Genomic DNA, 22,197 nt, shown 5'->3' with positions numbered 1-22,197 from the left:
CCAGACGCACTCCCGTCCAGACGCACTCCCGTCCAGACGCACTCCCGTCCGGACCCACTCCCGTCCACCCGGCCCCGAGGTGCTCCCATGCCCGCACTCACCCTTACCAAGCCGCCCGCCACCCCCGACCTGGAGCACCCCCGCACCGCCGGCCACGTCTCCGTCCACCCGCCCGCCGAGCCCGACCTGCCCTGGGTCGTGCAGCGCGGCGAGAGCCAGCACTTCCGGGTCGGCCCCGACCTCGCGAAGCTGCTCCAGTCCCTCGACGGCACCCGCGACCACCGTGCCATCGCCGACGAACTCGGTGCCCCCTGGACACCGGGCGACGTCGACCACGCGGTCCGCTCCCTCGCCGACAAGAAGCTCCTCGACGACGGGACGCCGCCGCGCAAGACCCGCCGGGTCAAGCTCGTACCGCCGCTGACCATTCAGTTCACGGTCCTCAAGCCCGACAAGATCCTGCTGCGGATGCAGCCGCTGACCCGGCTGCTGTCCCACAAGGCGGTCTCCGTCGCCGCCACCGTCCTCGCCCTCGGCGGCCTGCTCGCCCTCGCGATCTGCTCGCCGGACCTCACCGCCGCCGTCTCCCGGCCGATGGACCCGTACGCCTACCTGGCGGTCGTCCTCGGCATCCTCGGCACCACCGCCGTCCACGAGTTCGCCCACGGCGCGGTCCTCACCCACCACGGCGGCAGGCCCACCCGCATGGGCTTCATGCTCTTCTACATGTCGCCCGCGTTCTTCTGCGACGTCTCCGACGGCTGGCGGCTCGGCAAACCGCAGCAGCGCGTCCAGATCGCCCTCGCCGGAGTCTTCGTACAGGCCGTCGCCGCAGGAGGCGCCGGAGTCGCGGCCCTCCTCGTCGGCCAGGACAGCGCACTGCGCGGCCCGCTCCTGGTGATGGCCCTCGCCATCTACCTGACCTGCGCGATCAACCTCCTCCCGCTGGTCAAGCTGGACGGCTACATCGCGCTGATGAGCCACCTCGACATCTCCCACCTGCGGGAGAAGGCGATGACCGACGCACTGTGCGCCATGTCCCGGTTCCTCTTCGGCGGTACGTACGTCCGCGAGCTGAGCCACAAGCCGTGGTCCGTGCCGTACGGCTTCGCCTGCCTGCTCTTCCCGCTCTACCTGGTCGCCACCGCGCTCACCCTGTGGTCCGGGATGCTCCAGCGGCTCGGCGTCACCGGGTCCTTCCTCTTCCTGACCGGCATCGGCTACCTGGTGTGGCGGATGGCCAAGGGCTTCTGGAAGCTGTGCACCAGCGCCCGCCTCGCCGGCGCCTCGTACACCCGCGTCGTCGCGGTCTGCGTGCTGGTCGCAGGGCTCATCGGGTTCGCCGCCACCGCGATCAGGCTGCCCGCGAGCTTCGCCGCCGGGTACACGGTGAGCGCCGACGGGAAGACGGCGAACGTCGTCGTCCCCGAGGGCACCAGCACCGGCCTCATCGCCGAGGGCGCCGAAGTCCAGCTGCGCCGCAACGGGTTGCTCTCCCGCCCGCCCATCGGCACAGGACGCCTCACCTCCTCGGACTCCACCGCGCAGAACGCGCCGCTGTCCGCCCTGATCCCCGTCTCCGGCGGCTCCGACCTGCTGCCGGTGCGCGCCTACCCGATGCGGCTCGACTCCGTACCCGACGAGCGCTCCGGCGTCGCCGAGGTGAAGGCCGGTACCCACCCGCTGTGGAAGTGGCTCGCAGTGACCTACCTGAGCCCGCTGCTGCCCGACTAGCGCCCCGCCCGGCCCAACCGGCGCCGCGCGCCTACGACTTCACGCAACTGCCCGCACCCCACTGGAGAGTCTGAGAGAACGTCATGAGCCTGCGACACATCGCCTACTGCCCGCCCGGAACCGTCTACTTCGACAAGCCCACCTCGGGCCCGGCCTCCGGCGAGGACTACCCCCTCGCAGGCGCCGAGCTGCCCACCGGCTGGACCCGCACCGCCCTCGGCGAGTGGACCTGCATCGGGCCGCCGGAGCCCGAGATCCCGCTCCAGGGCTGGAAGGTCCACGTCTCGGCGACGCTCGACTCGGCCGACGAGGTCCTCGACATCGTCCGCGACTACTGCTTCGCGCATCCGATGATGTTCAAGTTCCTCACCAGCCCGACGATGCTGATGCTCCGCAACAGCAAGTACGGCGACCGGGGCAGCAGCGGCAAGTTCATCACCCTGTACCCGCGCGACGACGAGCACCTCGCCGTCGTCCTGCGCGAGCTGGGCGCCCTGCTCGAAGGACGCGAAGGCCCGTACATCCTCAGCGACCTGCGCTGGAAGGAGGGCCCGCTGTACGTCCGTTACGGAGGCTTCGCGGCCCGCCTGTCGCGCCAGCCCAACGGGGAGACGGTGCACTGCATCGAGGACCCGGAAGGACGCCTGGTCCCGGACGTCCGCGGTCCGTCCTTCAAGCCGCCGGCGTGGGTGGACCTGCCGCCCGTCGTCGCAGAGGCGCTCGCCGAGCGCAACAGCGGCGGCGGCCTCGGCGCCTTCCCCTTCAAGATCACCCAGGCGCTGCACTTCTCCAACGGCGGCGGCGTCTACCGCGCAGTCGACACCCGCGACCAGGCCGAGGTCCTCGTCAAGGAGGGCCGCCCGCACGCCGGACTCGACCAGTTGGGCGACGACGCCGTCACCCGCCTCCAGCGCGAGCACGACGCGATGATCGCCCTCGAAGGACTCGACGCCTTCCCGAAGGTCCTCGACTACCGCAAGGGCAGCCAGCACTGGTTCCTCACCCGCGAGTACGTCGACGGCAAGCAGCTCGGCGGCGAGATGGTCCGCCTCAACCCGGTCGTGCACTCCGCGACCGACCAGTCCGAGACCCTCGACCCGGGCGCGTACACCGCCTGGGCGCTCGACATCCTCGACCGCATCGAGGTCGCCGTCGCCTCCATGCACGACCGCGGTCTCGTCTTCGGCGACCTGCACCCCAACAACGTCCTCATCCGCCCCGACGGCACCGTCGCCTTCATCGACCTGGAGACCACCCGCCCCGTCGACGGCCACAGCGGCCAGGCGATGGGCGCCCCCGGCTACTGCGCCCCGGCCGGCACCACCGGCACCGCCGTCGACCGCTACGCCCTCGGCTGCCTCCGCCTGAGCGTCTTCCTGCCCCTGACCACCCTCATGCCGTGGGACCCGACCAAGGCGGAGCACCTGATCGAGCTGGTCCAGGAGCGCTTCCCGGTCCCGGCGGACTTCGCCGCACGGGTACGCGACGAACTCGGCCTCCCCGCAGATGAGTCGGCGGAGCGGACCTGGCCGAAGCCGTCCGTCCCCGCCGACGGCACCACCCTCGCCGACCACGACGAGCTGGCCGCCCTCGCCGCCCGCGTCGCCGACGGCATCCTCGCCACCGCCACCCCCGAGCGCGAGGACCGCCTCTACCCCGGCGACATCGAGCAGTTCTCCCACCCGGGCGGCGGCCTGTCCGTCGCCCACGGCGCGGCGGGCGTGCTCTGGGCGCTGCACCAGGCGGGCGCCGACGTCCCGGCCGCGCACGTCGACTGGCTCGTCTCGGCCGCCCGTACGGTCGACCAGCCGCGCCCCGGCCTGTACGACGGACTGTCCGGCATCGCCTGTGTCCTGCACGCGCTGGGCCGCACCCACGAGGCCGAGGAGCTCATCGACCGGGCCGTCGCCCTGTCCCGCGACGAGGCGGGCGACAGCCTCAACTCCGGTACGGCGGGCCTGGGCCTGGCCCTGCTCGCCCTGGGCCGCACCGCCGAGGCGGGCATCCTGGCCGGCTCCCTCGCCCAGCGCATCCAGCTCGGCGCCGCCGACGTGCCCAGCGGCGCGGAGCCCGCCGAGCGGAAGGACAAGCGCCACCTGCCGGGACTGCTCTACGGCGGCGCGGGCCAGGCCCTGTTCCTGCTGCGCATGCACGCGGCCGTCGATTCCCCCACCGACTCGCTGGTGGACGCGGCAGCCGCGATGCTCCGCCGCGACCTCGTCGAGTCGGGCCGGCTGCCCGGCGGCCCCGAGGTGCTGGAGCAGGCCCCCTGGCGCGGACCGCACGTCGCCTGCGGCAGCGCGGGCCAGATCATCGTCCTGCACGAGCTGCTGGCCCACCGCGACGACCCGGAGCTGGCCGCCGTCCACGAGGCGATGCGTGCCGACCTGGCCACCGACTACCACCCCGGCATCGGCCTCTTCACCGGCCGGGCCGGCGCGATGGCCGCTCTCCTGCACACGTACGACGACAGCGAGGAGGCCCGCCGCACGCTGCGCGCCCAGCTCGCGGGAATCGGCTGGCACGCGGTGCCGCACGACGGGCAGCTCACCTTCCTGGGCGAGCACGCGCTGCGGCTCTCCTCGGACCTGGCGACGGGCTCGGCGGGCGTCCTCGCGGTACTCGCCGCGCTGGGCGGGACCGGTGGGCCCGCCCTGCCGTTCCTGGACCCGGCGGCCGTACCGGCTTTCGCGTCCTGATCCACCCTCCACCCCTCCGCAGGAGTACTCCATGAGCACCGCCCCCGCCGCCCGCCCGCCGTACGAGGTACGGATCGAGGCCACCGACCAGGCGCCGGCGGGGGCCGCCCCGGAGACCGCGGCGGTACGCCTGATCGTCCAGCTCCCGGCGGGCTGGACGGCGGATCTGCTCCAGTGCGAGAACCTGCGCGCCACCCTCACCGTCACCGGAGCGGACAGCGCACAGGACCTGGCGGAGGTGCTGGACGGACTGCTGGGAGCGGGGGCGCTGCGGGGGTGGGCGCGGGTCTGAATCCGCGGAAGGGGCCGTTGCCGTACGGAACTCCGTAAAGGAACTTCGTACGGCAACGGCCCCTTCCGCCGTGCCCTACAGCGCCTTCAGGCGGCCCACCGCATCCTGGAGGACCTCGGTCCGCTTGCAGAAGGCAAAGCGTACGAACGGGGCGCCCGCCTCCCGGTCGTCGTAGAACACCGCGTTCGGGATCGCGACGACCCCGCACCGCTCGGGCAGCGCCCGGCAGAACGCGAAGCCGTCGCCGCCCTCCGGGGCGTCCAGCGGCCGGATGTCGGTGGTCACGAAGTACGTGCCGGCCGGCCGGTAGACCCCGAAGCCCGCCTCCGCGAGACCGGCGCTCAGCAGGTCGCGCTTGGCGCCCAGTTCGGCCCGCAGCCCGTCGAAGTAGCTGTCCGGCAGCGCGAGCGCCTCCGCGACCGCGTACTGGAAGGGGCCCGCCGAGACGTACGTCAGGAACTGCTTCGCCGACCGTACGGCCGCCACCAGCTCCGCCGACGCGGTGATCCAGCCCACCTTCCAGCCGGTGAAAGAGAAGGTCTTGCCGGCCGACGAGATCGTCACCGTCCGCTCCCGCATCCCGGGGAACGAGGAGAGCGGGATGTGCTCGCCGTCGAACACCAGGTGCTCGTACACCTCGTCCGTGATCACCAGCAGATCGCGCTCCACCGCGATCGCGGCGATCGCGGCCAGCTCCTCGCGGGTGAGGACGGTGCCGGTCGGGTTGTGCGGGGTGTTGAGCAGGATCAGCCGGGTGCGCGGGGTGATCGCGTCGCGCAGCTCGTCGAGATCGAGGTGGTACGCCCCCTCGCGCGGCCGCAGCGTGACCGGGACGCGGCGCCCGCCCGCCATCGCGATGCAGGCGGCGTACGAGTCGTAGTACGGCTCCAGCGCGATCACCTCGTCGCCGGGCTCCACCAGCGCGAGCAGGGACGCGGCGATGGCCTCGGTGGCGCCCGCGGTCACCAGGACCTCGGTGTCCGGGTCGTACGGCAGCCCGTAACGGCGCTGCTGGTGCGCGGTGACGGCCTGCCGCAGCTCGGGGACGCCGGGGCCCGGCGGGTACTGGTTGCCGCGGCCGTCGCGCAGCGCCCGCACCGCGGCCTCGCGCACCTCCTCGGGGCCGTCCTCGTCGGGGAAGCCCTGCCCGAGGTTGATCGAGCCTGTCCGGACGGCCAGCGCCGACATCTCGGCGAAGATCGTTGTCCCGAACTCGGCGAGACGGCGATTGAGGAAGGGACGGGGGGTGCCGGGGGCACCGGGAGTCACGGGGGAGTTCATGGCAGCCATCCTGCGCGGAACCTCTGGACTTGCTCAAGTGTGCTTTGGCCGCCAGTACGTCCGGGAATCACCGAAGCACGAGCGGGTGACCTGCCGCCCGCCACGGGGGAACGAAAGGACGGTGAGGGCCATGACGAGCCTCTTCATCGCGCTGGGCGTGTCAGTGGCCGTGATCTTCGCCATCACGGTGAAGGTCCTGCGCGCGCCCGACCCGCCCAAGGCCAAGCGCGCACCGATGGCGCGGCCCCACCGGGGCACCACGAAGACCCGCTACCAGGCCAACCGGCGCAACGCCGGAGGGAGCAGCAGCAGTTGGGTGGGCGGTGACGGCGGTTCGTCCTGCGGCAGCTCGTCGTCCTGCGGCGGGGGCTCGTCCTGCGGGGGAGGGGGCGGCGGCGGTGGCGGCGGGTGCGGCGGAGGCAGCTGACACGGGGCAGCTGGTCCGCCGGTGAACCGCCGATGGGCGCCCGGCGGGAGGAGGGACGGCTCGAACGCCGTCCCGAACTCCCGCCGGGCGCCTTTTGATTGAACAGTTGAACCGTGTGGCCCCCGAGGGGATGGAAACCACGCCAAGTTGGGTAAAAACGCTATGAGCGCCGCACACTTCGTGATTCCCTCGCTGTTGAAAATCCGTCATTGGAATCCGCGGTCCCCCTGCGGACCCGAGCGGGCGGTCCCCCAGCCCCCGCCCCGTATCCCTCCGGCGTGCCCCCGGTCCACCCCCCACTGCGTGTTTGCGGAGCCCCCACATGCTCACAACTCTCAAGACCGACTACACCGACACGTGTGCCTCCGACCTCGCCTGGGCACTCGGCCGGGAGCCGTTGTCGGCCCTGGCCGTGCTGGATCTCGAACTGTTCGGCGCAAAACTCCAGTTGAGGCTGCTCGGCGCCTCCCACCAGGTGCTCCTTGAGGAGGGGGACGGCCGCTGCTCGGAGACCGTGGCCTGCATTCCGGGCAGCAGGACGCCGCTGCCGCTGGGCGTCTCCAAGCAGGTCGGCGACTGGGACTACGAGTTCGCGGCCCGCGTCGAGACGCTCTCCGACGCCGCCTTCGCGGGGCGTGCCCAGGAGCTCCTCGCCCTGGTCGCCGACCATCCGAACGGCCTGGCCGGTACGTTCCCCGGCAGCCCGCACGCCTTTACCGCGCTGCTCGCCCAGCGCGAGGGCGAAGGGCAGGTCAGCTGGCGCACCTGGCACGCGTATCCGCAGGAGGGCCAACTGGTGGTGACCAGGACGCGGGTGGGCGTCCGGGTGCCTGCGACGGTGTGACGGGGCGCCTGCGACGGTGTGACGGGGCGCTGTAGCGCTGTTGCCCGGGTGTATGCCGTTCACGCCTCAGTTGCACCCTTGTGGGTGACAGGCCGCGAGTGTGTGGTGACGTAGCGTTTCCCGCATGATCCATCCGGCCTCCGCCTCAGCCGGCCCCAACGCCCCCGGCCCGCCCGGTCCGTTCGTCCCGGCGCCCGCTCCCCGTGCGGCGGACGCCTTCGGGGGCATGCCGTCCGGGCGGGTGCGCAAGACGGTGGCGCCGCTTCCGGTGAGGCCGCGGACGGCCCGGTTACTGGTGCTCGGCGTGGTGTTCATCTGTGCCGCCTGCGGACTGGTGTACGAGCTGGAACTCGTCGCCCTCGCCTCGTACTTGATCGGCGACTCGGTCACCCAGGCGTCCGTGGTGCTGTCCACGATGGTCTTCGCCATGGGGGTCGGCTCGCTGCTGGCGAAGCGGCTGCGCTGCCGGGCGGCCGTCGGGTTCGGACTGCTCGAAGCGGGGCTCGCGGTGGTCGGCGGGAGCTCGGCGCTGGTGCTGTACGCGTCGTTCGCCTGGTTCGGCGGCGCGCGGTACGTCCTGGTGGGCTTCTCGCTGGCCATCGGCCTCCTCATCGGCGCGGAGATCCCGCTGCTGATGACCATGATCCAGCGGATCGGCCGGCAGAAGCGGGCGGTCGCCGGGTCCGTCGCCGGTGCCGTCGGCGGGTCTGTCGCCGGTGCCGTCGGCGCGGGGGCGGTCGTCGCTGCCGCCGACGACGAGGACGACACGAGCGGTGACGTGGCCGACCTGTTCGCCGCGGACTACGTGGGCGCCCTGGTCGGCGGCCTCGCCTTCCCGTTCTTCCTGCTCCCGATGCTGGGCCAGCTGACCGGCGCCCTGGTCACCGGCGCCGTCAACACGGCGGCGGGCGGGACCCTGGTGCTGTGGCTGTTCCGCCGCGACCTCACCCGCCGCTCCCGGTGGCTGCTGATCGTGGTCAACCTGGCGGTGCTGGCCTCGCTCGCCACCGCGACCGTCCTCGTCGACGACTTCGAACGGGCCGCCAGGCGTGCCGTGTACGGGGACCGGGTGCGGGTCGCCGTACAGACCGGTGTCCAGGAGGTCGTCATCACCGGGAGCCAGAACGGCCCGCCCGACCTCTTCCTCGACGGCCGCCTGCGCGTCTCGGGCCGCGACGAGTACCGGTACCACGAGGCGCTCGTGCACCCCGCGATGCGCGGCCCGCGCGCCCGCGTCCTCATCCTCGGCGGCGGCGACGGACTGGCCGCCCGCGAGGTCCTCCGCTACCCGGACGTCACCTCGGTGACCCTGGTCGACCTGGACCCCGGGTTGGTCCGGCTGGCCCGCACCGACCCCGCCCTGGTCGCGCTCAACGGCGGCGCCCACCGGGACCCCCGGCTGCACGTCGTGTACGCGGACGCGTTCCGCTGGCTGCGCTCGGTGCCGCTGGGCACCGCCCCGTACGACGTGGTGGTCTCGGACCTGCCGGACCCCGGCATCACCGCCTCCACGAAGCTCTACTCCCAGGAGTTCTACGGGCTGGCCGCCGACGTGCTCGCCCCGGGCGGCCGGATCGCCGTCCACGCGGGCCCGATCGGGGCCCGCCCCCTCGTCTACTGGACCGTGGAGGCGACCCTGCGCGCGGCGGGCCTGCACACCCGCCCGTACCGGGCGACCGGCCGCCTCTCGGGCTTCAGCGCCGGACCCGACCGCTCGTCGGGCAACTCCCGCGCACCCCGCGACTGGGGCCTCGTCCTCGCCGCCCGCACCCGCCCGGCACTGAGCCTCTGCCCGCAGACCCCGCAGCTGCGCTCCCTCACGACCCCGCTGCTGCTCGCCGGCGCCCGGTCGGCGGAGGCGACCCGGATCCGGGGGCTGCCCGCCTCGACACTGGTCCACCCGCGCTACACGCCCTGAAAGCGGCCGTCCACATCGCGCGCTCCGCCTTCTGCGCTGAGCGGCCGTCCACATCCCGGGCTCCGCCTTCTGCGCGGAGCGGCCGTCCACATCGCGTGCTCCGCCTTCTGCGCGGAGCGGCCGTCCACATTCTGCGCAGAGTTCGGGTGTGAAAGCGGCTCGCGTGAGTAGGCTCGGGAACCATGGAGCATGAGGTGTTCGTTCCGGTTCTGCCCGAGGCCGTACGGCAGACGCTCGCCGACCCCGCCCGGGTCGCGCGCTGCGTGCCAGGCCTCCAGCAGGACGCCGACAAGACGTCCCCGCCGCTGACCGGCCGGCTGAAGGTCCGGGCCGGCGGCCACACCATCACCTACCGGGGCGCGCTGACCGTCACCGGCAGCGCCGACGGCGACACCTTCACCGTGGCGGGCGAGGGCACCGAGGCCCGTGGCAACGGCTCGGTCAAGGTCGCCCTGACCGTGGTGACGGAGGAGTCCGACGGCGGTACGGCACTGCGCTTCACCGGCACCGCCGGCGGTGACGGCCGCATCGCCGAACTCGACGCCCCGGCGGTGGAGTCCGCGGTGCAGCGGCTCCTGGACCGCTTCGGCACCAGGCTCGGCGCCGAGGCCGCCCACCCGGGCGGGTCCGCCGCAGGACCGGCCGAGCCCGTCGGCCCCCCGGAGGGGAAGGCGGCGCCCGCCGGCTCCGTCTTCGACGCAGAGGTGCCGCCGCCGTCCCTGGACCGCCTCAGCGACGAGGAGCTGGAGTTCGACGACCCTTCCCCGAGCTCTCCCTCCCGTCCGGGCCAGGAAGACCCCGTCCCCGCGCCGCCGACGCGTGAGGAGGAGAACGCAGCGCTGCGCGAAGCTCTCGAAGGGCTGCCGGGCGACCTCCCCGGCGCGTTCCCCGATGAGCTGCCGGCCGAGGCCGCGCACGCCCGCCGCACCATGATCGGTCGCAGTGCCGAGGAGGTCGACCACGCGCCGCCGCGCGGCCGGTACGCCCCCGTCATGGCGCCCGCCCCCGCATCCGGCCCCTTCACCCTGCGCCGCCTCGCTCCGGCCGCCGCCCTCGCGGTCGCCTCGGCGGTGGTCGTCGGACGGGTGCTGCGACGGCGCAGGTAGCGACAGGCGCAGGGGGAAACCGGGACCGGGCAACGGCCGGGGCTGGGTAGTGTCCGGAGCGTGAGTAGCGAAGAGAACAAGGATTCCGGCGTCCTGCTGAGCGCCGGTGACGTCGAGCTGACCGTCGACCCGGCCGACGGCTGCCGCATCGAAAGCCTGCGCATCGGCTCCACCGAGGTGCTCAGGCAGCCCGAGAACGGCAAGCACTTCGGCAGTTTCCCGATGGTGCCCTGGTGCGGGCGGACCGAGAACGGGCGGTTCCGCGACGGCGACAAGGTGCACCAACTCCCGGTGAACTCCCCGCCGCACGCCATCCACGGCACCGGCCGCGACACCCGCTGGCGCACCGCCGCCCGCAGCGCCGCGTCGGCCTCGTTCACGTACGACCTGACCAGCCCGTGGCCGTACGCGGGCCGGGTCACCCAGGTCTTCGAGCTGACGCCGGACGCGCTCACGCTCACCATGGGCGTCGAGACGTACGACAACTCCTTCCCGGCACAGATCGGCTGGCACCCCTGGTTCCGGCGCAGCCTGGGCAGCGGTGGGGACGTGCAGCTGGACTTCACCCCGGCCTGGCAGGAGGAGCGCGGCGCCGACCACCTCCCCACGGGCCGCCGCATCGACCCCCTGCCGAGCCCCTGGGACGACTGCTTCGGCATGCCGGACGGCGTGGACGTCACCCTCACCTGGCCGGGCGCACTGGAGCTCAGGGTGACCAGCCGCGAGGAGTGGGTGGTCGTGTACGACGAGCAGGAGGAGGCCGTGTGCGTGGAGCCGCAGACCGGCCCGCCGAACGGGCTCAACACCCTGCCGCGGCTGGTCACGCCGGTGGACCCGCTGGAGGCCTCCACCACCTGGTCGTGGCGGCGGCTGGGGTAGCACCCACTTAAGCTCGTCACCATGACTGACGTACGCGCCGATCTGCTCCAGCAGATCAAGGACAAGGCCGTGGTGCACGGCAAGGTGACCCTCTCCTCGGGTCTGGAGGCCGACTACTACATCGACCTGCGCCGGATCACCCTGGACGGGGAGGCGGCGCCGCTGGTGGGGCAGGTCATGCTCGACCTGACGGCGGACCTCGACTTCGACTGCGTCGGCGGTCTGACCCTGGGCGCCGACCCGGTCGCCACCTCGATGCTGCACGCCTCCGCCGCGCGCGGGCAGCGCCTCGACGCCTTCGTCGTGCGCAAGGCGCAGAAGGCGCACGGCATGCAGCGCCGTATCGAGGGCACCGAGGTCAAGGGCCGTCGCTGCCTGGTCGTCGAGGACACCTCGACCACCGGCGGCTCGCCGCTGACCGCCGTCGAGGCGGTCCGCGAGGCGGGCGGCGAGGTCGTCGCGGTCGCCACGATCGTCGACCGGGGCGCGTCGCAGGCCATCGCGGACGCGGGCGTGCCCTACCTCACCGGCTACCAGCTGGCGGACCTGGATCTCGCCTGAAGTGGTGACCCAGGTCAAGGCCCTGCGGCTGTAGGGCTGTGACCTGGGGGTTTGTCCGAGGTCGGCGTGTTTCACGTGAAACACGCCGACCTTTGTGCATTCCGGGGCGCGGGGAACAGGCGTCCGCCGGGTGGAGTCCCGTGGAGAGTCTGGAAAGATGGGCCGCGACGATGACGTCGCCCCCAGGTCAGGGACCAGCACGCACACCCGCATATCCCAAGGAGCGGACAGATGCCCATCGCAACCCCCGAGGTCTACGCCCAGATGCTCGACCGGGCGAAGGCGGAGAAGTTCGCCTACCCGGCGATCAACGTGACCTCGTCCCAGACTCTGCACGCCGCGCTCCGTGGCTTCGCCGAGGCCGAGAGCGACGGCATCATCCAGATCTCCACCGGTGGTGCGGAGTTCCTGGGTGGCCAGCACAACAAGGACATGGTGACCGGTGCGGTCGCCCTGGCCGAGTTCGCACACATCGTCGCCGCGAAGTACGACATCACGGTCGCGCTGCACACGGACCACTGCCCCAAGGACAAGCTGGACGGCTACGTCCGCCCGCTGCTCGACGTCTCCGCCGAGCGCGTCGCGCGTGGTCTGAACCCGCTCTTCCAGTCCCACATGTGGGACGGCTCGGCCGAGACGCTGGCCGACAACCTGGCCATCGGCCAGGAGCTGCTGGCCAAGGCCGCCGCCGCCAAGATCATCCTTGAGGTCGAGATCACCCCGACGGGTGGCGAGGAAGACGGCGTCTCGCACGAGATCAACGACGAGCTGTACACGACCGTCGACGACGCGCTGCGTACCGCTGAGGCGCTGGGCCTGGGCGAGAAGGGCCGCTACCTGCTGGCCGCCTCGTTCGGCAACGTGCACGGTGTGTACAAGCCGGGCAACGTCGTGCTCCGTCCCGAGCTGCTGAAGGACCTGCAGGAGGGCGTCGGCTCGAAGTACGGCAAGGCGTCGCCGTTCGACTTCGTCTTCCACGGCGGGTCGGGCTCGACGGCCGAGGAGATCGCCACCGCGCTGGAGAACGGCGTCGTGAAGATGAACCTCGACACGGACACGCAGTACGCCTTCACGCGTCCGGTCGTGGACCACATGTTCCGCAACTACGACGCGGTGCTGAAGGTCGACGGCGAGGTCGGTACGAAGTCGAAGTACGACCCGCGGACGTGGGGCAAGGCGGCGGAGGCGGGCATGGCGGCGCGGGTCACGGAGGCCTGTGCGGCGCTCCGTTCCACGGGCACGCGGCTGAAGTAGTCCGGCTTTTCGCTTCGGCGGGCCCGGCACACCTGGTTCTTACGGGGGTGCTGGGCCCGCTCTGCGTGCGGGGCGTTGGGCGGGGCGGTGTGCGGGTGCGTGGATGGCGCGGGGCGGGGGGCGTCGTGCGGGTGCGTTGTGGCTGGTCGCGGGGCGGTGGTCGTCGTGCGGGTGCGTTGTGGCTGGTCGCGCAGTTCCCCGCGCCCCTAAAAGACTGCCCCTTGGCCTGCCGGCCCGTCCCGATCGCCCGCGCGGGATGGCCTTTCGGCCGGTGTGCGGCGACGATCCCCCTATGGCCGAAACCAAGCGTCCCAGCGCCCTGCGCGTCGGCAGCGCGCCCGGCCGCTGGGTACTCCTCACCACCGTCCTCGGATCCAGCATGGCAATGCTCGACTCCACCGTGGTGAACGTCGCCCTGCCGAGGATCGGCAAGGACCTCGGGGCCGACCTCGCCGGCCTCCAGTGGACCGTCAACGCCTACATGCTCACCCTCGCCGGGCTGATCCTGCTCGGCGGTGCACTCGGCGACCGCTACGGCCGCCGCAAGGTGTTCGTCGTCGGGGTCGTGTGGTTCGCCGTCGCGTCCCTCCTCTGCGGGCTCGCGCCCGACGCGACCGTACTCGTCGCCGCCCGCGCTCTCCAGGGCATCGGCGGAGCCCTCCTCACCCCCGGCTCCCTCGCGCTGATCCAGGCCTCGTTCCACCCCGACGACCGTGCCCGGGCGGTGGGGCTGTGGTCGGGTCTCGGCGGCATCGGGGCCGCCGTCGGACCGTTCCTCGGCGGCTGGCTGGTGGACGGACCGGGGTGGCGGTGGGCGTTCCTGATCAACGTGCCGCTGGCCGCGCTCTGTGTGCCGGTCGCGCTCCGGCATGTACCGGAGTCGAGGAATCCGCAGGCGCACGGCCGGTTCGACGTGCTGGGGGCCGTACTCGCGGCCGTCGCGCTGGGACTGGTGACGTACGCCCTGATCGAGGCGCCGGAGCGCGGCGCGTCGGCCGTCGTGCTCGGGTGCGCGGTCGGCGGGGTGCTCGTGGCGGGGGCGTTCTTGTACGTGGAGCGGACCCGGGCGGATCCGATGATGCCGCTCACGCTCTTCGCCTCGCGGCAGTTCACCGCGATCAACGTCGTGACGCTGTGCGTGTACGCGGCGTTCAGCGGGTTCTTCTTCCTGACCGCGCTGCAACTGCAGGTGGTGGTGGGCTATTCGGCGCTCCAGGCGGGCACGGCGATGCTGCCGACGACCGTGCTGATGCTGTTCCTGTCCGCCCGTTCCGGAGCGCTTGCCCAGCGCATCGGGCCGCGCGCCCCGCTGACCGTGGGGCCGCTGTTGTGCGCGGCGGGGATGCTGCTGATGCTGCGGGTCGGGGCGGGGTCCTCGTACGTGACGGACGTCCTGCCGGCGATCGTGGTGATGGGCATGGGGATGGTGACGCTGGTCGCGCCGCTCACCGCCACCGTGCTGGCCTCGGTCGACACCGGGCGGGCCGGGCTCGCGTCCGGCATCAACAACGCCGCCGCCCGCGCCGCCGGTCTCGTCGCGGTGGCCGCGCTGCCGCTGCTCGCGGGCATGGGGCCGGACGCGTACCGCTCGGCGGCGGAGTTCGGCGCCACCTTCGACCGGGCCATGCCGATGTGTGCGGGGGTGCTGGTGCTGGGCGCGCTGATCGCCCTGTGCACCGTACGGAACCCGGGCCCCGACGCGCACGTGCCGCAGTGCCGTACGAACTGCTCGGTCGCCGCCCCGCCACTGGAACCGGACAGCTGGGACCGCACCGCCTGATGCGCGTCACCTGAGGTGTCACCTGATGTGCACCGCCCGACAGTGCCCGAACCGCCCCCGCGGGCAGGCAGACTAGGGGCATGGCTATTCACCAGGATCTTCTCGGGGGACCGCCCCCGACCCACCTGCCCGACGACCCGGAGCCCCGCGAGCTGCTCGCGTCCGGTACGGCTCCGGCCGACGTCGCCGCGAAGTACCCCGCGTCCTCGCTGGCGTGGGCGCAGCTCGCCGACGACGCCTTCGAGAAGGGCGGCGTCGTCGAGTCGTACGCGTACGCGCGCACCGGCTACCACCGCGGCCTGGACTCGCTGCGCCGGGCCGGCTGGAAGGGTCACGGCCCGGTGCCGTGGGAGCACGAGCCGAACCGCGGCTTCCTGCGCGCCCTGCACGCGCTGGCCCGTGCCGCGCAGTCGATCGGCGAGGAGGAGGAGTACGACCGCTGCTCGACCTTCCTGCGCGACTCCTCCGCCCTGGCCGCGGACACGCTGGGCTGACCCACCCCGTACGACCCGCTGTCCCCACAGCCTGTGGAAAACAATCAGCCCCAGGCCGCGGGGGCAGCGGCGCGCCGGGGTGCCCGACACCCCGGGGTGCCCCGCACACCTGAGTCCCGACCCGAACCTCGCGACGACGGGCCCCCCGAGGCCTGCCCCTCCGCGCCCCACACACCTGCCCTGCGACCCGCGCCCGGTGCCATGCACCCCGGGACCGCATCCAGGCGTCCTGCCCCGGGTGCCACCGGCGGCGGCACGCGCCCCGCACTCCCGGCGCCCTGCGCACCGCGCCCTCGTACTCCCGGCGACCCGCACCCCACCCGGCCCCCGGTGGGGTGGGGTGCGGCGGGGTGGGGTGGGCGACACGCGCCCCCTCCCGCTTCCCAGTCGCTTCCCGTTAGGACGCCTGTACGATCGGCGGACCGTAGCGATGATCGTTACCGGCATTCGGGGCAACCTCGCCCCGCTCCCCCCACCCGCCGGGAACGCAGACCAGGGGAGGGCTCTGCCGTGGGCCAGCGCGACGATCGTCGGGAGTATGCCCGGCCCGACCGCCGCAGTCGTAGTGGCAGGAGTCGTAGCAGTGGTCGTTTGCGGCGTGCCCGGCTTACCCGGCGTGGGCGGTTTCTCGTCTGGCTGGTCGTAGTGGTCGCAGTCGTCGGCGGTGGTGGGCTCGGGGTTGCCGCCTGGCAGCGCGGTGCCGGCAAGCCGAGCACCCCGTGGGCTGCGGACGAGAGACCGGGCGGGGAGAGTGCCGGGGCCTCGGGCGGTGCTCCCGGTGAGGTTTCCTCCGACCCGCCCAGCCGGGAGCGGGCGACCGGATCCGGTGTTCCCAAGGCCGGGTCCGGCACCTTTTCCACCGCCCGCGTCTCCGGCCGGCCCGTCGGTAGCGGCAGTACCCTGCGCCGCTATCAGGTGCAGGTCGAGAACGGCAGCGGGATCTCCCCGGACCAGGCCGCCGCCGAGATCCAGGCGATCGTGGCCCACCCGCGCGGGTGGGCCGGCCACGGCAGGGGACAGTTCCAGCTCGTCGCGGGCCACGCCGACATCGTTATCCGGATCGCCACCCCCGACACCGCCGACCGCCTCTGCGGAGAAGCGGGTCTGGACACGGGTGGCGAGCTCAACTGCGAGACCGGCAAGGGAGTCGTGGTGAACCTGCGCCGCTGGGTGCAGGGCTCTCCGCAGTTCAAGGGCCCGCCCGCCGAGTACCGGCACCTGATCATCAACCACGAGCTGGGCCACGCCCTCGGCCTCGGCCACCTCGGCTGCCCCGGTGCGGGCCGGCCGGCGCCCGTGATGATGCAGCAGATCAAGGGCCTGGAGGGCTGCCGTTCCAATGCCTGGCCCTACGCCGCGAACGGGGCGTATCTGACCGGCCCCGCTCTGTGAGAATCCCGCCCCGCTCTGTGAGAATCCCCCCCGCCCCGCGCTGTGGGGACCCCGCCGTCCCACCCTCTGAGGCGCGGCCCGTCACCCTCCGGCCTATGATGCCCAGCAGGGGACCGGGGCCCGAGAATCCTTCTAGGGAGGGGCGGACCGCTACCTGGAAGTTCGTGTCTAGGAGCATGCGATGACGCACACCCCCGAGGCGCCCGGAACCGAAGGTTCGGAGACCCCGAACCTCGATTTCGCAGGCACCACGCCCTACGAGGACTACGTCCAGGCGGACGTCCTCACCCACCTCCAGCACCCCCTCTCCGACGATCCCGGCGAGATGGTCTTCCTGGTCACCACCCAGGTCATGGAGCTGTGGTTCACGGTCATCGTCCACGAGTGGGAGACCGCGGCGACCGCGCTGCGCGAGGAGCGGATACCCGTCGCGCTGGAAGCCCTGAAGCGTTCCACCCGCGAGCTGGAGGCCCTGAACGCCTCCTGGAAGCCGCTTTCCAACCTCACCCCAGCCCAGTTCAACTCGTACCGCAGCGCACTCGGCGAGGGCTCCGGGTTCCAGTCGGCGATGTACCGGCGGATGGAGTTCCTGCTCGGCGACAAGGCCGCCTCGATGCTCGTGCCGCACCGGGGAGCGCCCCGTGTGCACGCCGAGCTGGAGAAGGCGCTGCACCAACCCAGCCTTTACGACGAGGTGTTGAGGCTCCTGGCCCGGCGCGGGCTGCCCGTGCCGCAGGAGGTCCTGGACCGCGACCTCTCGAAGAAGTACGTACCGTCGCCCGAGGTCGAGGCCGTCTGGGCGAAGGTGTACGGGTCCGAGGAGGTCGGCACCGGGCGGTCCGAACTCGTCGTGCTCGGCGAGGCGTTGACCGAGGTCGGCGAGCTCGTCTGGCGCTGGCGCAACGATCACCTGGTGGCGACGCGCCGCGCGATGGGCTCCAAGGTCGGCACCGGCGGCTCCGCCGGAGTGGCGTGGCTGGAGAAGCGCGCCCAGAAGAACGTCTTCCCCGAGCTGTGGACGGCGCGCAGCCATGTCTGAGACACCTTCCGGGACAGCGGCAGAGACCGCGCCAGAGAACGGGACCGCGCCGAAGACCCCCGCGTCCGAAGCGGTCATGTTTCACGTGAAACAGGCCGCCGCCCTCGACGCCGCCGACGAACTCGCCAAGTTCCGCGAGCTGTTCGCCCTCCCCGAGGGCGTCGTCTACCTCGACGGGAACTCCCTCGGTGCACTGCCCCGCGCCGTCCCCGGCCGCGTCCAGGACGTGATGGCCAGGGAGTGGGGCGAACTGCTGATCCGCTCCTGGGACGAGAGCGGCTGGTGGACCGCGCCCGAGCGGATCGGCGACCGCATCGCCCCGCTCGTCGGCGCTGCGGCCGGGCAGATCGTGGTCGGCGACTCGACCAGCGTCAATGTCTTCAAGGCGCTGGTGGGGGCCGTACGGCTGGCGGACGACGAGCGCGACGAGGTCCTCGTCGACGCGACGACCTTCCCCACCGACGGCTACATCGCCGAGTCCGCGGCCCGGATGACCGGCCGCACCCTGCGCCCGGTCCGCCCGGAGAAGGTGCCGGGCGCCCTCGGGCCCCGTACCGCCGCCGTGCTCCTCAACCACGTCGACTACCGGTCCGGCCGCCTGCACGACTTGCCGGGTCTGACTGCGGCGATCCACGACGCGGGCGCGCTCGCCGTCTGGGACCTGTGCCACAGCGCGGGCGCGCTCCCGGTCGGGCTCGACGCGCACGGCGTGGACCTGGCGATCGGCTGCACGTACAAGTACCTGAACGGCGGCCCCGGTTCGCCCGCCTACCTGTACGTCGCCGCCCGCCACCAGGACCGCTTCGACTCGCCGCTGCCGGGCTGGACCGGGCACGCGAACCCGTTCGGGATGACCCCGGACTACACCCCCGCCGACGGCGCCGCACGCGGCCGGGTCGGCACCCCCGACATCCTCTCGATGCTGGCGCTCGAAACGGCGCTCGGTGTCTGGGACGGCGTCGGCGTCGACTCCGTACGAGCGAAGTCGCTGGCCCTCACGGACTTCTTCGTGGAGTGCGTACGGGCCTACGCACCGGAAGGCCGCGTGGAGGTCGTGACGCCCCTCGCGCACGCCGAACGCGGCAGTCAGATCGCACTCCGCTGCGACGACGCGGGCGACGTGATGCGGGCGCTGATCGCGCGGGGCGTGGTCGGGGACTTCCGTCACCCGGACGTGCTGCGGTTCGGCTTCACTCCGCTGTACGTCGGATTCGGTGACGTGGAGCGGGCGGCACGGGTGCTCACCGAGGTGCTGTAGGCCGTACACGGAGGGTGGCCACGTCGGAGGGAACGGTTTCCGGCGTGGCCACGCCTGTGCAAAGTGCCTGGTAGCGTCCGCGCTTAATGATCGACAAGGGTGTACGAACGTCCCGCCAGTGCCCGGAGGTTGAAGCCGTCATGCCGAGCGTCCCCCTGCCGGACGAGCCGTCCGAGCTCCCGCTCGACGAGCCGCCGACGCTCCCCGCCGTCGCACCGGACGCCAGTGCTCCGTACGGGGACCATCCCGACCAGGTGATCGACTTCTATGCGCCTCGTGGCACCGGCGGCGGGTCCGCGCCGCTGGTGGTGGTTCTGCACGGCGGGGCGTGGCGGGCGCCGTACGACCGCCAGCACATCACCCCGTTCGCCGACTTCCTCGCCAGGCGCGGTTTCGCGGTCGCCAACGTCGAGTACCGGCGCGGGAGTTCGCTGCCGCACCAGGACGCGAACGGACCGCTGGCCGGCCGCTGGCCGGAGACCTTCGACGACGTGGCGGCGGCCCTCGACGCGCTGCCGCACCTGGCGAAGGAGGCGCTGCCCGAGGCGGACGTCCGGCGCACCGTCCTGACCGGGCACTCGGCCGGCGGGCACCTGGCGCTGTGGGCAGCCGCCCGGCACGTGCTCCCGGAGGGCTCGCCGTGGCGCCTGTCCTCGCCGCCGCCGCTGCGGGGAGTGGTCGCGCTCGCCCCGATCGCGGACTTCGCGTCGGCGGTACGGGCGGGGGTGTGCGGCGGCGCCGTCACCCAACTCCTCGGCGGGGAAGGGCTGTACGAGGAGCGGCAGCCGTACGCGGATCCGGCCGCGCTCCTCCCCACCGGCATCGCCACGGCCGTCGTGCAGGGCCGCACCGACACGACGGTCCCGCAGGAGGTGTCGGAGGCGTTCGCGGACGCGGCGGCCAGGGCGGGCGAGGTCGTCGGGCTGACGCTGCTCGAAGACGTGGGGCACTTCCCGCTGATCGATCCGGCGGCGGACGCGTGCGCGGTAGTCGCGGAGGAGATCGCGCAGCTCGCCTACTGAGTCCCGCGGCCCCTTCCCGCCGGACCCGGGCAGGGGCCGCGTAGTACTTGGGACGGACGGGAAAGGTCGGCGTACGGATTGACGACCTGCCCCGTCCGGGCGCCTACCTTGGGAAACGTGACCAAGACGACCCGTAGTCGAAGCCCTGAATTCCACCTGGCGGCGCGTGCGCTGGGCGGGCTGCGCGAGGACCTGCTGCGCGCCCCGTTCGCGTACCGGCTGCTGCCGCCCCTGAACCCGGACGCGCCGCTGCTGGCCCGGCTGCCCGCCCGGATACGGGCCGGGGCGGTGTGGATCGTGCACGCGGTCGTCGTGGGGCTCGCGCTGCTGGCGGGGGGCGTCGCCCACGTGGGGGTGGGGGGACACGACTTGGTCACGGCCATGGTGATGGGCCTCCTCACCGCCGTGCCGGTGCTGCTGACCCTCGTGCGTCCGGTCGGCGCCTTCTGGCTGTCGATGCTGATGGCACTGGTGACCGGTGGCCTCGAAGGCTTCGTCGACGCCTGGCCCTGGCCGTCGGGAATGATCGTGGCGCACCTGGCGGTCCTCGTGGTGGTCGCGGCCAGGACCCGCCCGCGGACCGCGGCCTGGATGTGGGCGCTCTCCGTCGTGTACAGCGTGCTGGCGGAGGTGCTGCCGAACGACCACGAGACGTTCAACAACGCTCCGGGCCTGCTGACCGGCGCCGCCTTCCTCCTCCTGGTGGTCTGTCTCGTCCACGTCCGCAGGCTGGGTCAGCGCGAGGTCGTCGCCCAGAAGACCGTCACCGCCGTGGAACGCGACCGGCGCACCCTCCTCGAAGAGCGCACCACCATCGCCCGCGAGCTGCACGACGTCGTCGCGCACCACATGTCGGTGGTCGCCATCCAGGCGGAGGCCGCCCCCTACCGGGTGGAGAACCCGCCGCCGGAACTGGAGCAGGCCTTCGCCACGATCCGCGAGAACGCGGTGGCCGCCCTCACCGAACTCCGCCGCGTCCTGGGCGTCGTACGGGCATCGGACTACGAGGCCCCCGACGCCCCGCAGCCCCGCCTGGCCGACCTCACCCGACTCCTCGCCAACGTCCGCGACACGGGCCTGGACGTCGAACAGACCACCACCGGCGCGGTCCGCGAACTCCCGCAGGGCGTCGAGCTGTCCGCGTACCGGATCGTGCAGGAGGCGCTGAGCAATGTGCTGCGGCACGCACCGGGGGCGTCCGCCCGCGTCGAGGTCAGTTACGTCCTGGGCGGCCTCGGCCTGCGGGTGGTGAACGCCCCGGGGACGGCCGACGCCCCGCCGTCGCCGGGCGCGGGCCACGGGGTGACCGGGATGCGGGAGCGGGTCGCCATGCTGGCCGGCGAGATGACGGCGGAGCCGACGGCGGAGGGGGGCTTCGAGGTGACGGTGTTCGTGCCGGTGGCGGCGGCGGAGCCCGTGACCGGCACGAACACCGTGACCTCGCCGGAGACCGTACGGGACGCGGTGCCGGTACAGGCCCCGGCCGTCGAGGACGCGGCCCCGCAGCCCCGGAAGGCCACCGCATGAAGACGACGGCTGCGGTGGTTTCCCCCATCCGCGTACTGATCGTCGACGACCAGATGATGGTCCGCGAGGGCTTCTCCGTCCTGCTCAACGCGATGCCCGACATCGAGGTCGTCGGCGAGGCGGTCGACGGACGCCAGGCGATCGCCCAGGTCGCGGCCCTGCACCCGGACGTCGTCCTGATGGACATCCGGATGCCCGAGCTGAACGGCATCGAGGCGACCCGCGCGATCGTCGCCGCGAACGCGGACGCCAAGGTGCTCGTCCTGACCACCTTCGACCTCGACGAGTACGTCTACCAGGCCCTGCGCGCCGGAGCGTCCGGCTTCCTCCTCAAGGACGCGTCCGCCCGCCAACTCGCCGAAGGCGTACGGGTGGTGGCGGGCGGCGACGCGCTGCTCGCCCCCGCCGTCACCAAGCGCCTGATCGCCGAGTTCTCCAAGATCACCGAACCGGGCGCCCGGCAGCCCGCGAGCCTCGCCCAGATCGGCGACCTCACCGACCGCGAGACCGAGGTCCTCGTCCTCATCGCCCACGGCCTCTCCAACGGCGAGATCGCCTCCCGCCTGGTCGTCGCCGAGTCCACGATCAAAACCCACGTGAGCCGGATCCTGGTCAAACTGGGCCTACGGGACCGCACCCAGGCGGCGGTCTTCGCGTACGAGGCGCGGCTGGTGAGGCCGGGGTAGGGGG

The 22,197-nt window shown here is 72.6% G+C and carries 19 protein-coding genes; 18 read left to right on the top strand and 1 reads right to left on the bottom strand.

What is annotated here, in order from left to right:
• Positions 1–87 precede the first annotated feature (87 nt).
• From mpaP to AB0D18_RS04030, 3 genes are all read left to right on the top strand, one after another.
• Positions 88–1,734, top strand: coding sequence for a daptide biosynthesis intramembrane metalloprotease (mpaP, locus tag AB0D18_RS04040; protein WP_362412384.1), 1,647 nt, complete (start codon positions 88–90; stop codon positions 1,732–1,734).
• Between the two features lie 83 nt (positions 1,735–1,817).
• Positions 1,818–4,433, top strand: a complete 2,616-nt coding sequence (gene lanKC / locus AB0D18_RS04035; RefSeq protein ID WP_362412382.1) for a class III lanthionine synthetase LanKC — start codon at positions 1,818–1,820, stop codon at positions 4,431–4,433.
• 31 nt (positions 4,434–4,464) lie between these two features.
• Entirely contained in the window at positions 4,465–4,725 is a 261-nt protein-coding gene (locus AB0D18_RS04030; RefSeq protein ID WP_362412380.1) for a hypothetical protein, read from the top strand.
• A 75-nt stretch (positions 4,726–4,800) separates the two neighbouring features.
• Here AB0D18_RS04030 and AB0D18_RS04025 read toward each other — a convergent pair whose 3' ends face one another.
• Positions 4,801–6,015, bottom strand: a complete 1,215-nt coding sequence (locus AB0D18_RS04025) for a pyridoxal phosphate-dependent aminotransferase (RefSeq protein WP_362412377.1) — start codon at positions 6,013–6,015, stop codon at positions 4,801–4,803.
• A 121-nt stretch (positions 6,016–6,136) separates the two neighbouring features.
• On the opposite strand from AB0D18_RS04025, the gene AB0D18_RS04020 reads away from it, so the two are divergent.
• The 15 genes from AB0D18_RS04020 to AB0D18_RS03950 all read left to right on the top strand — a co-directional run bounded on the left by AB0D18_RS04020 (position 6,137) and on the right by AB0D18_RS03950 (position 22,193).
• Entirely contained in the window at positions 6,137–6,433 is a 297-nt protein-coding gene (locus AB0D18_RS04020) for a hypothetical protein (protein ID WP_362412374.1), read from the top strand.
• 322 nt (positions 6,434–6,755) lie between these two features.
• Complete coding sequence (locus tag AB0D18_RS04015) at positions 6,756–7,277, top strand: DUF2617 family protein (RefSeq protein WP_362412371.1); 522 nt, start codon at positions 6,756–6,758, stop codon at positions 7,275–7,277.
• 226 nt (positions 7,278–7,503) lie between these two features.
• A complete protein-coding gene (locus AB0D18_RS04010) occupies positions 7,504–9,195 on the top strand; it encodes a spermidine synthase (protein WP_362413411.1) in 1,692 nt (563 codons plus the stop codon).
• Between the two features lie 182 nt (positions 9,196–9,377).
• Positions 9,378–10,301, top strand: a complete 924-nt coding sequence (locus tag AB0D18_RS04005) for an SRPBCC domain-containing protein (RefSeq protein ID WP_362412368.1) — start codon at positions 9,378–9,380, stop codon at positions 10,299–10,301.
• 60 nt (positions 10,302–10,361) lie between these two features.
• Entirely contained in the window at positions 10,362–11,180 is an 819-nt protein-coding gene (locus AB0D18_RS04000; RefSeq protein ID WP_362412365.1) for an aldose 1-epimerase, read from the top strand.
• A 21-nt stretch (positions 11,181–11,201) separates the two neighbouring features.
• Positions 11,202–11,741: an orotate phosphoribosyltransferase gene (pyrE, locus tag AB0D18_RS03995; RefSeq protein WP_362412363.1), complete on the top strand. Its 540-nt coding sequence runs from the start codon at positions 11,202–11,204 to the stop codon at positions 11,739–11,741.
• 231 nt (positions 11,742–11,972) lie between these two features.
• Complete coding sequence (gene fbaA, locus AB0D18_RS03990; RefSeq protein WP_362412360.1) at positions 11,973–12,995, top strand: class II fructose-bisphosphate aldolase; 1,023 nt, start codon at positions 11,973–11,975, stop codon at positions 12,993–12,995.
• A 292-nt stretch (positions 12,996–13,287) separates the two neighbouring features.
• Entirely contained in the window at positions 13,288–14,775 is a 1,488-nt protein-coding gene (locus AB0D18_RS03985; RefSeq protein WP_362412357.1) for a DHA2 family efflux MFS transporter permease subunit, read from the top strand.
• A gap of 80 nt (positions 14,776–14,855) precedes the next feature.
• Positions 14,856–15,269, top strand: coding sequence for a DUF3151 domain-containing protein (locus AB0D18_RS03980; protein ID WP_362412354.1), 414 nt, complete (start codon positions 14,856–14,858; stop codon positions 15,267–15,269).
• A 645-nt stretch (positions 15,270–15,914) separates the two neighbouring features.
• On the top strand, positions 15,915–16,661 hold the full coding sequence (locus tag AB0D18_RS03975; RefSeq protein ID WP_362412351.1) for a DUF3152 domain-containing protein: 747 nt from the start codon (positions 15,915–15,917) through the stop codon (positions 16,659–16,661).
• Positions 16,662–16,842: 181 nt separating this feature from the next.
• Complete coding sequence (locus AB0D18_RS03970; RefSeq protein WP_362412348.1) at positions 16,843–17,700, top strand: tryptophan 2,3-dioxygenase family protein; 858 nt, start codon at positions 16,843–16,845, stop codon at positions 17,698–17,700.
• 76 nt (positions 17,701–17,776) lie between these two features.
• Positions 17,777–18,958: a kynureninase gene (kynU, locus tag AB0D18_RS03965; RefSeq protein ID WP_362412345.1), complete on the top strand. Its 1,182-nt coding sequence runs from the start codon at positions 17,777–17,779 to the stop codon at positions 18,956–18,958.
• A gap of 140 nt (positions 18,959–19,098) precedes the next feature.
• The gene (locus tag AB0D18_RS03960) at positions 19,099–19,980 is read left to right on the top strand and encodes an alpha/beta hydrolase (protein ID WP_362412342.1); all 882 of its coding nucleotides are present in this window, start codon (positions 19,099–19,101) and stop codon (positions 19,978–19,980) included.
• 117 nt (positions 19,981–20,097) lie between these two features.
• The gene (locus AB0D18_RS03955) at positions 20,098–21,507 is read left to right on the top strand and encodes a histidine kinase (protein ID WP_362412339.1); all 1,410 of its coding nucleotides are present in this window, start codon (positions 20,098–20,100) and stop codon (positions 21,505–21,507) included.
• Complete coding sequence (locus AB0D18_RS03950) at positions 21,504–22,193, top strand: response regulator transcription factor (RefSeq protein WP_362412336.1); 690 nt, start codon at positions 21,504–21,506, stop codon at positions 22,191–22,193. Before AB0D18_RS03955 ends, AB0D18_RS03950 begins: the two co-directional genes overlap by 4 nt.
• Positions 22,194–22,197 lie beyond the last annotated feature (4 nt).

This window comes from Streptomyces sp. NPDC048442, assembly GCF_040651475.1.
Classification (GTDB): domain Bacteria; phylum Actinomycetota; class Actinomycetes; order Streptomycetales; family Streptomycetaceae; genus Streptomyces.
The sequence above is the reverse complement of the archived record's forward strand: the minus strand, read 5'-3'. Positions and strand labels throughout refer to the sequence as shown.